11 protein-coding genes are annotated in these 13,024 nt (G+C 73.3%); 2 read left to right on the forward strand and 9 right to left on the reverse strand.

Annotation, left to right across the window (positions count from 1 at the left end; all coding sequences use genetic code 11):
- Positions 1-152: 152 nt before the first annotated feature.
- Positions 153-1,061 carry a DMT family transporter gene (locus ACFO4E_RS14640; RefSeq protein WP_378574868.1) on the forward strand — a complete coding sequence of 303 codons (909 nt, stop codon included), beginning with the start codon at positions 153-155 and terminating at the stop codon, positions 1,059-1,061.
- On the opposite strand, the gene ACFO4E_RS14645 is transcribed toward ACFO4E_RS14640, so the two are convergent.
- The 6 genes from ACFO4E_RS14645 to ACFO4E_RS14670 form a co-directional block, all read right to left on the reverse strand.
- A complete protein-coding gene (locus tag ACFO4E_RS14645) occupies positions 1,013-2,302 on the reverse strand; it encodes a glycosyltransferase (protein ID WP_378574871.1) in 1,290 nt (429 codons plus the stop codon). The two genes, ACFO4E_RS14640 and ACFO4E_RS14645, sit on opposite strands and share 49 nt — an antisense overlap.
- Before the next feature lie 797 nt (positions 2,303-3,099).
- Complete coding sequence (locus ACFO4E_RS14650; protein ID WP_417618110.1) at positions 3,100-4,848, reverse strand: S1C family serine protease; 1,749 nt, start codon at positions 4,846-4,848, stop codon at positions 3,100-3,102.
- Between the two features lie 285 nt (positions 4,849-5,133).
- Complete coding sequence (locus ACFO4E_RS14655) at positions 5,134-5,994, reverse strand: sulfurtransferase (protein WP_378575136.1); 861 nt, start codon at positions 5,992-5,994, stop codon at positions 5,134-5,136.
- A 53-nt stretch (positions 5,995-6,047) separates the two neighbouring features.
- Complete coding sequence (locus ACFO4E_RS14660; RefSeq protein ID WP_378574877.1) at positions 6,048-6,461, reverse strand: hypothetical protein; 414 nt, start codon at positions 6,459-6,461, stop codon at positions 6,048-6,050.
- Positions 6,454-6,819 (reverse strand): hypothetical protein, encoded by a 366-nt coding sequence (locus ACFO4E_RS14665; protein ID WP_378574880.1) that lies wholly within the window; start codon positions 6,817-6,819, stop codon positions 6,454-6,456. The genes ACFO4E_RS14660 and ACFO4E_RS14665 overlap by 8 nt, the downstream gene beginning before the upstream one ends.
- Before the next feature lie 131 nt (positions 6,820-6,950).
- Complete coding sequence (locus tag ACFO4E_RS14670) at positions 6,951-7,670, reverse strand: MIP/aquaporin family protein (RefSeq protein WP_378574882.1); 720 nt, start codon at positions 7,668-7,670, stop codon at positions 6,951-6,953.
- A 390-nt stretch (positions 7,671-8,060) separates the two neighbouring features.
- On the opposite strand from ACFO4E_RS14670, the gene ACFO4E_RS14675 reads away from it, so the two are divergent.
- Positions 8,061-10,328, forward strand: a complete 2,268-nt coding sequence (locus ACFO4E_RS14675) for a HelD family protein (RefSeq protein ID WP_378574884.1) — start codon at positions 8,061-8,063, stop codon at positions 10,326-10,328.
- Between the two features lie 79 nt (positions 10,329-10,407).
- Here the strand turns inward: ACFO4E_RS14675 and guaA are convergent, their stop codons facing one another.
- The 3 genes from guaA to ACFO4E_RS14690 form a co-directional block, all read right to left on the reverse strand.
- Positions 10,408-11,994: a glutamine-hydrolyzing GMP synthase gene (gene guaA, locus ACFO4E_RS14680; RefSeq protein WP_378574886.1), complete on the reverse strand. Its 1,587-nt coding sequence runs from the start codon at positions 11,992-11,994 to the stop codon at positions 10,408-10,410.
- Positions 11,995-12,088: 94 nt separating this feature from the next.
- On the reverse strand, positions 12,089-12,274 hold the full coding sequence (locus ACFO4E_RS14685) for a DUF397 domain-containing protein (protein WP_378574888.1): 186 nt from the start codon (positions 12,272-12,274) through the stop codon (positions 12,089-12,091).
- Positions 12,225-13,016 (reverse strand): helix-turn-helix domain-containing protein, encoded by a 792-nt coding sequence (locus tag ACFO4E_RS14690; protein WP_378574889.1) that lies wholly within the window; start codon positions 13,014-13,016, stop codon positions 12,225-12,227. The genes ACFO4E_RS14685 and ACFO4E_RS14690 overlap by 50 nt, the downstream gene beginning before the upstream one ends.
- Between the last annotated feature and the right edge of the window lie 8 nt (positions 13,017-13,024).

A 13,024-nucleotide genomic window follows, 5' to 3' on the forward strand; every position in this document is an offset into this window, starting at 1 on the left:
CGAAGGGGCGCGGCGCCGGGTGGACTGAGGAGCGGTGTGCGACCGAGGAACGAGGGAGCGCGCCGCGACGAGGCGGTTCCGCCGGACCGGCGCCGCCTTCAAGCGCCCCCGCAGGCTGAGCGGGAAATGCAGTGGAGAGGGCGGAGCCGTACATGACGTGGTCTGTGGCCGTGGCCATCGCGGGGGCGCTGGCCGCCGCGCTGGGTGCGGCTCTCCAGGAGCGTGCCGCGATGCGCGCGCCCGTGGCGGGTATCAGCCAACTGCGGCTCCTCCGGCATCTCGCGCGCAGCCGCAGGTGGTGCGCCGGGTCGCTGCTGACCGTGGCGGGCGTCGGGGCGCACATGTGGGCGCTGGGCCACGCGCCGCTCATCATCATCCAGCCGATCGGGATCAGCGGCCTGCTGTTCGCGGTCCTGCTCTCGGCCTTTTTCCGCAAGCGGCGGCCGTCGTCCCAGCAGGTGTTCGGGTCGCTCGCGGTGATGGCCGCGCTCACCGGGCTGCTCTCGACGGTGCCCACGCACGCGGTCGCCCCCGACCTCACGCCCTCGGAGATGGTGCTGATGTCGCTCGCCTGCGCGGCGGCGATGCTGCTGTGCGTGGCGGTGGCGCGGCTGGTGGGGGACGCCGCCCGCGCGTGGACGCTGGCCGTGGCCGGCGGCGTCGCCTACGCCATGACATCGGCGCTCGCCCGGGTGATCGGGGTGGGCGCCGTGGCCGACCCGGCCGCCGTCATCAGCCCGCTGACCGCGGTCGCGCTGGTGATCGGCCTGTGCGGCGCCCTCGTCGTGCAGAACTCCTACCGCACCGGCCACTTCGCGCTCGCCTACGCCACCCTGCTCATCAGCGATCCGCTCGCCGCCACCCTGATCGGGGTGGCGTTCTTCGGCGAGCGGGTGCCGACCGACCCGGTCAACGCCTCCATCGCGATCGTGGCCGCCCTGGTCGGCACGGTCGGCGTGGTGACGCTGGCGCGGGCGTCGCGCCACGGCTCGCCCCGCCCCGTCGCGGCGGTTCACCCGTCCGCGAGCCCCCTGCCGCGGACCCGCGCCACGTCGCGGTAGATCCGCTCGAACCTCGCCAGCGACGCGCGTTCGTCGTGCCGCACGGCGATCGCCCGGCTCGCCTCGCCCATGCGGGCGCGCTCCCCGGGTGACACCAGGATCTCGGTGAGGTACTTGGCCAGCGCGCCGACGTCGCCGGGCGGGTAGAGGTAGCCGTTGCGCCCGGTGTGCACCAGGTGCGGCAGTGCCATGGCGTCGGCGGCGACGACCGGCAGCCCGCTGGCCATGGCCTCCAGTGTGGCGATGCTCTGCAATTCGGCGGTCCCGGCGATCGCGAAGGCGTCGGCCGCCCTGTAGACCAGCGGGAGGTCGCCCCCGGGAACCAGCCCCAGGAAGTGCACCCGGTCGGCGACTCCGCACCCGGCGGCCAGCCGTTCCAGGAGCGGCCGCCGGGCCCCCGCCCCGGCGAGGACGAGCTGTGCGTCGCCGGGCCCGAGCCGGGGCAGGGCCCCGATCAGTTCCTCGACGCGTTTCTCCTCGTCGAGCCGTCCGACGAAGGCGATGGTGGGGCGGTCGGGGAGGCCGAACCGGGCGCGGACGCGCGGGCGCTCGGCAGCGGGGTCGGCGGGAGGGCGGAACCGGCGCACGTCGATCCCGCACGACACCGCCTCGACGGGGCGGTCGAACCCCTGGTCGAGCAGCAGCTGAGCGGCGATCCGGGTGGGGGTGGTGATGTGGTCGGCGGCGGCGAGCACGCGGACGAAGTCGCGCCAGGCCGCCCGGCCGATCCCGGGCCGCAGGGAGGCGGGTACCCGGAGGTGGTGGAAGAGGTTCTCGGGCATGAAGTGGTTGGTGGCCACGACCGGGATGCCGTTCCGGCGGGCCGCGGAGATCAGCAGGCGGCCGACGATGAAGTGGTTCTGCACGTGGACGGCGTGCGGGCGCAGCCGCGCCAGCAGCCGGCGGGCGTGCCCGGCGGCCCCGGGCGGCAGGGCGAGCCGGAGGGTCTCGTGTGCGAGCGACGGCACCGAGCGCAGCCGGTGCTCGACCACGCCGCCGTCGCGGGCGACCTGCGGAGGCCCGTGCGGCGACTGGCAGAGGACGTGCACCTCGGCACCGCGCTCGGCGAGCCCCCGGGCGAGCCGCGCGGTGAAGAAGGCGGCGCCGTTGACGTCGGGGGGGTAGGTGTCGGTGCCGATGAGGACGCGCAACCGCTCCGGCTCGGGGGCGGCCTCGGGGACGCGGGACCCGCCCGGGCCGCGGTCGCCACTGCCGGATGCGTCGAGGGGGGAAGCGGCCATGGTCGGTCTCCTGGTGTCGGCGCGGAGCGGCCCCGTGCGGCACGAGCGTGTTCGCCGTCCATGCAACCGCCGGCGTCGGCGCGGCGGCGGAGAGAGCCGGTCCGGTACCGCGCCTGTGACGCGAACGATACCCTCCGCGACCATCGGGACACAGCGCATCCGCGGGGTAGGTCGCCGGGTGGGTCGCGGCCCCGGCCGCCCGGGGGCCACCGCTCGCGGGAGGAAGCGCGGGTCGGAGGCCGTCCGGGTGCGCGGGCGCCCTCGGCCGACGCCGACCGCCGTGTCCGGCGGGCCGGCCCCCATCCGGCCCGCCGGACACGGCGGATCCCGCGCCGCTACGCGACCCGGCGTCCGCCGCAGCGGGGGCCTCGCCCGGTGCCCTCGACAGAAGGGGGCGGACCGCCGCGATCGGCGCGTCGCGTCCGGGCTCTCGACCCACTACCGCCACGCCTCGACGACCGTCATCCCCGTGCCTTCGCGCGACTCGGAGATGGCCACCGCAGCACACCGCCACCGGGCCGGGACGCCCCCTGAACCATCCCGGCCCGGACCACCCGGTCAGCCGCCGATGCTCTCGATGCTCTCAGCGGACTGAGCGGACAACGTGACCTCGACCTCGGCCTCGTTACCGTCACGGGTGTAACCCAGGGTCACGGTGTCGCCGGGCTCGTGGGGCGGACCGCCACGATCAGCGCGTCCGGGCTCTCGATCGAATCGGAGATGGCCGCCGCCGGACCGCACCCTCGCCGGGCCGGGCCGGGACGTCTCCCCTGAACCGTCCCGGCCCGACCGCCCGGTCAGCCGCCGATGCTCTCGGCCGACTGAGCGGACAACGTGACCTCGACCTCGGCCTCGTTACCGTCACGGGTGTAACCCAGGGTCACGGTGTCGCCGGGCTCGTGGGAGCGGATCGCCGCGATCAGCGCGTCCGGGCTCTCGATCGGCTCGCCGTCGAGGGAGGTCACGGTGTCGCCGCCCTCCAGCCCCGCCTCACGCGCCGCGCCACCGCGCGACGTCTCGACGACCGTGGCCCCCGTGCCCTCGCGCGGCTCGGAGATGGTGGCGTCGATCGCGGCGTACTCGGCCGTACCGGTCTCGATGAGCTGCGCGGCGATGGTCCGTGCCTGGTTGATCGGGATCGCGAAGCCCAGCCCGATCGAGCCGGCCTCACCGCCCTGGCCCGCGGTCAGGATCGCGGTGTTGATCCCGATGACCTCCCCGTTCATGTTCATCAGCGGCCCGCCCGAGTTCCCGGGGTTGATCGGGGCGTCGGTCTGGATGGCGTTGATGACGGTCGCGGTGCGCAGCTGGGACTGGCCGCCGCCCTCGTCGGGCGGGGTGAACGGGTCCTGCTGCCCCTGAGGCGGCTGCTGCGGCTGCTCGGGCTGCTGGTCGGCGCTGCCGGTGTTGACGGGGCGGTCGACGGCGCTGACGACACCGGAGGTCACCGTCCCCGACAGCCCCAGCGGGGAGCCGATGGCGACGACGTCGGCGCCGGTCTCGACCTTGTCGGAGTCGCCGAGGGTCGCGGCGGTCAGGCCGCTCACCCCGTCGGCCTTGATGACGGCGAGGTCGGACACGGGGTCGGCGCCCAGGATCTCCGCCTCGGCCTCGCTGCCGTCGTTGAACTGCACGAGCACCGGGCCGTCGGAACCGGCGACCACGTGGTTGTTGGTCAGGATCTGGCCGTCGTCGCTGATGACGACGCCGCTGCCGCCGCTGCCCTGGCTGGTCTGGATGGACACCACGCTGGGCAGCGTCGATTCCGCGACGGTGCTGACGGAGCCGGATGAGACCGAACCGGACGGCGTACCGGTGAGGGAGCTGATCCCGCCGCCGCCCTCGATGAGCCGGGTGGTCACGATGGCCGCCGCGGGCCCCACGATCAGGCTGGTGGCCAGGGCGGTGACGGCGGCGACGCCGAGCACCTTGTTGCGCTTCCAGAAGGATTCGCGCTGCAGGCCGGCGTCGGGGGCCGGCATGCCGAACGCGGCTTCCGGCGGCATGGGCGGTAGCCCGCCGCCCATGCCGCCGCCCTGCGGCGGGCGGGCGAACGACCCGGTGGTCGCGGCCGGCTGGGGCGCGGTGCCCCATGGGGGGGCGGGAGCACCGAACACGTGCGTGTCGCCGCCGGGCGCCTGCCAGCCCGCGTGCGGGGCATGCGGGGCGTGCGGCGCGTGGCCGGCGGCACCGATCGCGTACCCGTCGGGGCCCCCGGGGGCCGGGTGCTGCGGCTCCGGGCCCTCCGGCCCGGAGGGCGGCCCTGACGCGGAGTCGGTGGAGCCGGTCGCCCACTGGGCGGTGTGGGTGGTGTCGGTGGGCCCGGGGCCCTCGCCGTACACGGGACCTCCGTACGCGGGCCCGCCATATCCGGGCTCGCCGTGGCCGTGCTCCGGGGGGACCGGGTCGACGTACCTGGGATCGGTGGGGGCGGCCTGTCCGTCGGCGTCGCCGGGCACGGCGCCGGGGTTCCGGGCGCCGGTGCCGTCAGCGGGCTCGCCGTTGGGGGTGTCGGGTGCGCTCATGTGGTCCTCCGGGATCCTCATCCGATTGGTACGAGCATCGTCGGTTCGGGTTAGAACGCGGTGAGATCGCGGGAAGGCCGGGTTTCGAGTCCCCCGTCTCCGCCCCGGTCCCCCGGTTTCGGACGACACGCCACCTGGTCATCTTTTGTCCGTTAGAAGCGACATCGGCGCGTCGTTCCCGCGGGCGGGCGAACCTGACCGACGATGGATCCACCAGCCCCACCCGCCCTCTCACACGGTCCGCCGCGTGGCCGCCTACTGACCCAAAGTCCGCAGGCCACGCGGTGTTCACGACGGCGGTGGCCGCTACGGTCGCCGTCCACCGCCCTCTCCGGTCTCGACCGGAAGCGCGGAGTCGGGAGCCCAGGCGCTCCACGACCCCGGGTACAGCCGCGCACCGGTGAATCCGGCGTGTTCCAGGGCCAGCAGGTCGTGGCATGCGGTCACGCCCGACCCGCAGTAGGCGGTGATGGTTTCGGCCGTGTCCGCCCCGAGGGCGGCGAACCGCTCGCGCAGCCGTTCGGGTGTGGCGAAGGTCCCATCCTCCGCGAGGTTGTCGGCCCAGGGGGCGCTGTGCGCGCCCGGGACGTGCCCGGGACGCACGTCGACCGGTGCGGGGGCCTCGCCGGTGTAGCGGGGGTGGGTGCGGGCGTCGAGCAGCAGCCCGGCGGGATCACCGATGCCGGCGCGGACCGTCGCGGTGTCCACGATCCGGTCGGCGGGCCAGGGCACGGAGCTGCGCAGCGCGGGCCGGGGCTCGGCCGGCCACCTCTCCAGCCGCCCGGTCCACGCCTGGATCCCGCCGTCGAGGAGCGCCGCCGGGGTGCCGGTGGCACGCAGCATCCACACCAGGCGGGCGGCCGTGGAGCCGCCGGCGTCGTCGTAGGCCACGACGCGCGCTCCGTCACCGATACCGAGCGCGGACATGGAGGCGGCGAAGGCGTCGGGGTTCGGCAGCGGGTGCCGGCCGCCTTCGGTCGACGCGGGCGCCGCCAGGTCGACGTCGACGTCGACGAAGACCGCTCCGGGGATGTGGCCGGCGTCGTAGGCGTCGCGGCCGGAGCGGCCGTCGAGGTACCAGCGGACGTCGGCGACGACGAAGTCGTCGCGGCGTTCGGCCACGAGGTCGGCCGGGACGACAACGGGCAGATCGCTGCTGCGGTTCATTGGTGCCATGCCCGCAAGCTACACGGAGGGGCCGCACCGGGTGGCGGACACGGTCAAGCCGATGGCGCGTGCTCCGCGCGGCCGACGTGGCGCAGCCAGAGCAGGCCCAGCACCGGCAGGACCAGGGGGATGAACAGGTAGCCGCTGCCGAAGCGGGACCAGACGGTGTCATCGGGGAACGCGGCGGGATCGGCGATGCTGAGGGCACCGACGACGAGCACGCCGATGAGTTCGACCGCGCACGACGCCATGGCCACCCGGTGGGCCGTGCGGCCGCGCCGGGCGATGCCGACGGCGGCGACGATGTAGACCGCCCCGGCCACGGCCGACAGCAGGTAGGCGAGGGGGGCTTCCTCGAACCGGGTGAGGATCTGCACGGCCGCGCGGGCCGTGGCGGCCAGGGCGAAGACCGCGTAGACCGCGATCAGCACCCGCCCGGGACCGGAGCGCGACGCGGCCTCAGACACTGGACGGGTCCCAGACCTGTTCGAGCCGCACCATCATGACCGGCAGGATGAGGCAGGCGAAGGCGATCACCGCGGGCCCCCACCTGCTGCGCTCCATGAAGCCCCACGCGGCGCAGGCCGGGGGGATGAGCACGATCGTGGCGAGGTAGCCGATGAACGTCGCGGTCTCGGCGGGGCGTTCTCCCCCGGCCATCAGCACCCCGGAGACCACCGCCTGCCCGATGACCAGCAGCCACAGGACGCCCATGGCGATGAGGTGGGGCACCAGCATCGGGCGGTCGCGGAAGGTGGTGATCAGACACCACACGGCGATGATCAGCGATGCGATCTCGATGGTGGTGGTCAGTCCGTCGACCACGCCGCCTCCACTCCCTCTACTACGACGCACTGTAGTACCAGGATCGGCGGGCGGGGAAATCGGGGCGGCGGAGAGGCGGCGGGGCGGCGCAGGTGGCGGTCGGTGGGACGGCCGGCCCCTGCCGCGGACGGCTACACGATCGACAGCACCACGCCGCCGACCACACCGCCGATGGCGCCGCCCAGGAGCGGCCCGACGACCGGGACCCAGGAGTAGGCCCAATCGGAGGTCTGTTTGCCCTCAATGGGCAGCAGCTGGTGCACGACGCGCGGGCCGAGGTCGCGTGCGGGGTTGATGGCGTAGCCCGTGGGGCCGCCCAGGGAGAGCCCGATGCCGACCACCAGCAGCGCCACGATCAGCACCCCCGTGCCCGACGCCTGTAGCTCCCTGTAGGCGCCGGTGATGACGATGACGAAGACGAGCGAGAAGGTCGCGATGATCTCGGTGGCGAGGTTCTGCCCGCTCTTCCGGATCTCGGGCTCGGTGGAGAAGATGCTGAGGAACGGGCCCGGCGACGACCGGAACTGGCCCAGGTAGGTGAGCCAGACCAGGAAGGCGCCGAACATGGCGCCGATCACCTGCGCGGGGATGTAGGTGGGGACCTTGGAGAAGTCGCCGGTGGAGAACGCCAGCCCCAGGGTCACGGCGGGGTTGATGTGCCCTCCCGACAACGGGAAGGCCATGTACGCCCCCGCCAGGACGCCGAACCCCCACCCGAAGGCGATGGCGATCCACCCGGCGCCCTGCGCCTTGGACTTGTTCAGCGTGATGGCGGCACAGACTCCGCCGCCGAACAGGACCAGGATCGCCGTGCCGAAGAATTCGCCCACAATTCCGGCCCAGATGTCCACAAAACCCCCGATGGAACGAGTGGAGAGAAACGCGACCGCGATTCGGTGATCACGTTCACGTCACGGATACCGCGCGGGCGGCGCCGTTCGCGAGCGCTTGGGGGACGTGTCGGCGGCTTTACCCGATCCTGGCGAATGGCGGAGAAGGCCCGGGTGCCCGGTGTCGGCGCGCCGCCTTTGCGAGGTCCCCCGTCCGTGCCTTCCGGGGAGCGGCGAGCGAATACGGTTGCCCGTCCGCCGCGCACTGCATTAACATGCTGGTTTCGCTCTGGCGGCGTACGCACGTCTGCGCGCTGAGGATCGGCACGAACCGGGCCACGGGCCCGGGGCGGGAACCCACGCACCCGCCGCCGTCCACCCGTTCCCGCCCGCACCGAGGTTGCGCATCCCATGCCGGTACCCGAGTCCTCCCCTGCCCTCGACCCTGAGATCACGGCCGAGCGCGCCCATCTCTTCGCCTCCCGCGAAGCGCTGCGCCGCATGCGCGACGACGTCCTCGCCACCGAGACCCCCGAGGTCTACGGCGACTGGGTGTCCACCCAGGCGCTGAAGCAGGCGCGCGCGCTGCGCGCCGAGGCGCTGGCCGACCTCCCCGACACCCCGCTGTTCTTCGGCCGGCTCGACTTCGCCGCCGGGACCGTGTTCGAGGCCGGCGCCGACGGAGCCGCCGTCGGCGGCACCGGTGGCGGCACCGGTGGCGGCACCCGTGGTGATACCGACGGCGGGAGCGGTGGTGAGAGCGGTGGTGGCGGTCCCGACGGCGGTACCGGCGATGGCGGTGGCGGCGGCGGTGGTGGCGAAGCCAGCGGGGATGGTGGGACCGACCGCGTCCACATCGGCCGCCGCCACGTGCACGACGAGCGCGGGCGCGCGATGGTGCTCGACTGGCGGGCCCCGATCTCGGTTGCGTTCTACCGTGCGAGCCCGGCGGACCCCATGGGGGTGCGGGTGCGCCGCCGCTACGGGTTCGGCAACGACGCCGAGCTGACCGCCTTCGAGGACGAGGACATCGCCGGCGGCGCCGTCCTGCCCGCGGCTGCGGCGCTCGGCGGCGACCTGCTGACCGCCGAGATCGAGCGCCCGCGCACCGGGCCCATGCGCGACATCGTGGCGACCATCCAGCCCGAACAGGACGACCTCGTCCGCGCCCCGCTCACCACCACCCTGTGCGTGCAGGGCGCCCCGGGCACCGGGAAGACCGCCGTGGGCCTGCACCGCATCGCCTTCCTGCTCTACACCGAGCGCAAGCGGCTGAGCCGGTCCGGTGTGGCCATCGTCGGCCCCAACCGGTCGTTCCTGTCCTACATCCGCAACGTCCTGCCCGCGCTGGGCGAGATCGACGTCGCCCAGGCCACGCTGCGCGACCTGCTGGAGACCGTCCCCGTGCGCGCGGCCGACGACCCCGCCACCGCCCGGCTCAAGGGCGACGCCCGCATGGCCGAGGTCATCCGCCGCGACCTGTGGTCGCTGCCGAGCCCGGCCGCCGAGACCCTGGTGGTGCAGCGGGGCGCGCGCCGCTACCGGCTCTACCCGGACGACCTCGCCGCCCTGCTGGCGGAACTGCGGGAACGCGGGGTGCCCTACGGAGCGGGGCGCGAGCTGCTCGCGCACCGGATCGCGCACGCCGTGCTCAGCCTCATGGAGGCCGCCGGCGAGGCGTGCGACGACCGCACCCACGACCAGGTGCGGCGCACACGCGAGGTCCGTGCCGCCGTCACCGCCATGTGGCCCAAGGCCGACCCCGTCCGGCTGCTGCTGGGGCTGCTCACCGACCCCGACCGCCTCGCCCTCGCCGCCGACGGCCTGCTCACCCCCGAGGAGCAGGCCACGGTCCTGCTGCCCGGACGGCCGCGCGGCCCCAAGAGCGCCCGCTGGTCCGAGGCCGACCTCGCGCTGATCGACGAGGCCGCCGGGCTCATCGAACGCCCCCCGGGCCTGGGCCACATCGTGATCGACGAAGCCCAGGACCTGAGCCCGATGCAGGCCCGCGCGCTGGGGCGGCGCGCCGCCGGCGGCTCGTGCACCGTCCTGGGCGACATCGCGCAGGGCACCGCGCCCAACGCCGCCGACGACTGGGACACGCTCCTGCGCCACCTCGGCAAACCCGACGGCCGGCTGGCCGTCCTGGACCGCGGGTACCGCGTCCCCGCGCAGATCATCGACTTCGCGGCCCGGCTGCTCCCGCGGATCGCCCCCGGCCTCGGCGCCCCCGTCGCGATCCGCCGCTCGCCCGGGTCGCTGCGCATCGCGCCGGCCGGACCCGGCGGGCTGGTCGGCGCCGTCGCCGACGCGTGCCGCACGGCGCTCGCCGGGGAGGGGTCGGTGGGGCTGATCGCGGCGGACGCCGACCTGCCCGCCCTGCACGCCGCGGTCACGGCGGCCGGGCTGGCGGCGGGGCTGCTGGGCGCCGCCGACGACGCGCTGGAGGCCGAGCGGCTGGTGTGCGTCCCCGCGTCGCTGGCCAAGGGCCTGGAGTTCGACGCCGTGGTCGTCGCCGAACCCGCCGGCATCGTCGCCGCCGAGCCACGCGGCATGCACCGCCTCTACGTCGTGCTGACCCGCGCGGTCTCCACCCTGCACATCGTGCACGCCGAGCCACTGCCCGACCTCCTCGCCGGCGCCGACGCCGACGCCGCTGCGGAGGAGTCCGGCGGTTGAGACGACGGCGCCCCCGCCGCCGACGGGGGCGGGGCGAGGGCGGGGCGGGAACGGGGTGTGTCCCGGGCTCCGGCCCGGGCTACTCCCACTCGATGGTGCCGGGCGGCTTGCTCGTGACGTCGAGGGTGACCCGGTTGATCTCGCGGACCTCGTTGGTGATGCGGTTGGAGATCGTGGCGAGCACGTCGTAGGGCACCCGCGACCAGTCGGCGGTCATGGCGTCCTCGCTGCTCACGGGGCGCAGCACCACGGGGTGTCCGTAGGTGCGGCCGTCGCCCTGGACGCCCACCGAGCGGACGTCGGCCAGCAGCACCACCGGGCACTGCCAGATGTCGCGGTCCAGGCCGGCGCGCGACAGCTCCTCGCGGGCGATGGCGTCGGCCTCGCGCAGGACGTCGAGGCGGTCGCGGGTGACCTCGCCGATGATGCGGATCCCCAGGCCGGGGCCGGGGAAGGGCTGGCGCCAGACCATCTCCGCGGGCAGGCCCAGCTCCTCGCCGACCCGGCGGACCTCGTCCTTGAAGAGTTCGCGCAGCGGCTCGACCAGCTTGAACTGGAGGTCGTCCGGCAGCCCGCCGACGTTGTGGTGCGACTTGATGTTGGCGGTCCCGGTGCCGCCGCCCGACTCCACGACATCGGGGTAGAGCGTGCCCTGGACCAGGAACTCGACGTCCTCGTCGGCCTCGCCGCCCTCGGCGACGACCTCGCGCGCGGCCTGCTCGAAGACCCGGATGAACTCCCGGCCGATGATCTTCCGCTTCTCCTCGGGGTCGGTGACCCCGGCCAGAGCGGACAGGAAGCGCTCCTGGGCGTCGACCACCTTGAGGGCCGCGCCGGTAGCGGCCACGAAGTCCTTCTCGACCTGCTCGGCCTCGCCCTTGCGCAGCAGCCCGTGGTCGACGAACACACAGGTGAGCTGGTCACCGACGGCGCGCTGCACCAGCGCACCGGCCACGGCGGAGTCGACGCCGCCGCTCAGCGCACAGATGACGCGCTTGTCGCCGATCTCGGCGCGGACGCGCTCGATCTGCTCGTCCACGATGTTGACCATGGTCCACGTGGGGCGGCAGCCGGCGCCCTCGTAGAGGAAGTGCCGCAGCACGGCCTGGCCGTGCTCGCTGTGCATCACCTCGGGGTGGAACTGCACGCCGTAGAGGCCGCGCTCGCGGTTCTCCATGGCGGCGACGGGGGTGCTCGCCGTGCTGGCGGTGGTGCTGAAGCCGTCGGGCGCCTGGGCGACGGAGTCGCCGTGGGACATCCACACGGTCTGGCTGGCGGGCAGGCCGTTGAAGAGCACGGAGCCGGTGACGACGTCGACCTGGGTGCGGCCGAACTCACTGAGGCCGGTCTTGGCGACCGTGCCGCCGAGCGCCCGCACCATCGCCTGGTAGCCGTAGCAGATGCCGAAGGTCGGGACCCCGGTCTCGAACAGGCTGCGGGGCGCCTGCGGGGCGCCATCGGCGTAGACCGAGGAGGGCCCGCCGGACAGGATGATCGCCTTGGGGTTCTTGGCGATCATCTCCTCGACGGGCATGGTCGAGGGCACGATCTCGCTGTAGACGTTGCATTCACGCACCCGCCGCGCGATCAGCTGCGCATACTGCGCGCCGAAGTCCACGACGAGGACGGTGTCGAACGTGCTGTCGCCAGCACCGGCAAGGGACACGTGACGGCCTTCCCGCAGGTAGACAGGGTGTGGGTCGCATCCAGTCTAAAACCCCGATACCGACACCGCGCACGACGCGTGCGACGGGGGAGGTTCAGAGGGAGTCGGCCCGCACGCCCCGGATGAACCGACCCCACTCGGCGGCACCGAACTCCAGATGCCCAAGGTCCTGGTGCTGAGTGTCACGCATCCGTACCGCCCGGTCGTGAGAACGGCACTCGACGCAGTTGTCAGCGCCTCCCTTGCTGAAGCTGGACTTGGCCCAGTCCTTGGTCGACATCGTCGTACTCTCTCCTGATCTGGTTCATCAGTTCGCGTGAGGCGGCCGGGGACAACGCCGCACCCCTCAACTCCCCGAACAGACCGACGTACTCCTGGACGGCTTCGGGATCGTCGACGGGGTATCCGCTGATCCGGGTCTCCGTGTAGACGAGTTCGCCGTGGTCGGGGACGGTGAACAGGTGGAATGTCCCGTCGAGGCCGGGTTGGTACTCGCTGGACATCTCTACCACGTGGATGGTCGTACGGGGCAGGGCCGAAATCTCGATGAGGTGCTCGATCTGCGCCTTCATGATGGTATCGCCGCCCAAATTGCGGCGAAGGACCGACTCGTCGAGCACGACGGTCACAATGGGCCCTTGGTCGGACGCCAGGATCTTCTGCCGCTCAAGCCGACCCAGCACTTGCTCCTCGACATCGGCCGGGGTCGCGGTGCGGTCACCGTATCGGATGATGGTGCGCGCGTAGCCCTCGGTCTGGAACAACCCGGGCACCAGAAGCGGACTGTTGACCTTGATGTCGGTGGCGGTTCCTTCCAGAACGGCAGTGCCCGCGAACCAGTCCGCGTACCCATTTTTACGCTCGTGCAGCTCTTGCCAGCGGCTTTCGAGGACGCCACCGGCGCTAAGGACGACGTCCAAGCGCTTGACTTGGTCACCGGTCGTCCCTTTTTTCCCGAGCTCGATCGAACTCAGATGCGATTGCACCATGTTCACCGCGCGGGCCAGCTGCGATTGGGTCAATCCAGCTC

It is taken from the genome of Nocardiopsis mangrovi, assembly GCF_042653925.1.
GTDB classification, from domain to species: Bacteria; Actinomycetota; Actinomycetes; order Streptosporangiales; family Streptosporangiaceae; genus Nocardiopsis_B; species Nocardiopsis_B mangrovi.

Bases quoted from the DNA above. Each gene is read 5' to 3' on its own strand.
- ACFO4E_RS14650 (WP_417618110.1), bottom strand. From the start codon at position 4,848: ATGAGGATCCCGGAGGACCACATGAGCGCACCCGACACCCCCAACGGC.
- ACFO4E_RS14675 (WP_378574884.1), top strand. From the start codon at position 8,061: ATGCCGGTACCCGAGTCCTCCCCTGCCCTCGACCCTGAGATCACGGCC.
- ACFO4E_RS14645 (WP_378574871.1), bottom strand. From the start codon at position 2,302: ATGGCCGCTTCCCCCCTCGACGCATCCGGCAGTGGCGACCGCGGCCCG.
- ACFO4E_RS14655 (WP_378575136.1), bottom strand. From the start codon at position 5,994: ATGAACCGCAGCAGCGATCTGCCCGTTGTCGTCCCGGCCGACCTCGTG.
- ACFO4E_RS14640 (WP_378574868.1), top strand. From the start codon at position 153: ATGACGTGGTCTGTGGCCGTGGCCATCGCGGGGGCGCTGGCCGCCGCG.
- ACFO4E_RS14685 (WP_378574888.1), bottom strand. From the start codon at position 12,274: ATGTCGACCAAGGACTGGGCCAAGTCCAGCTTCAGCAAGGGAGGCGCT.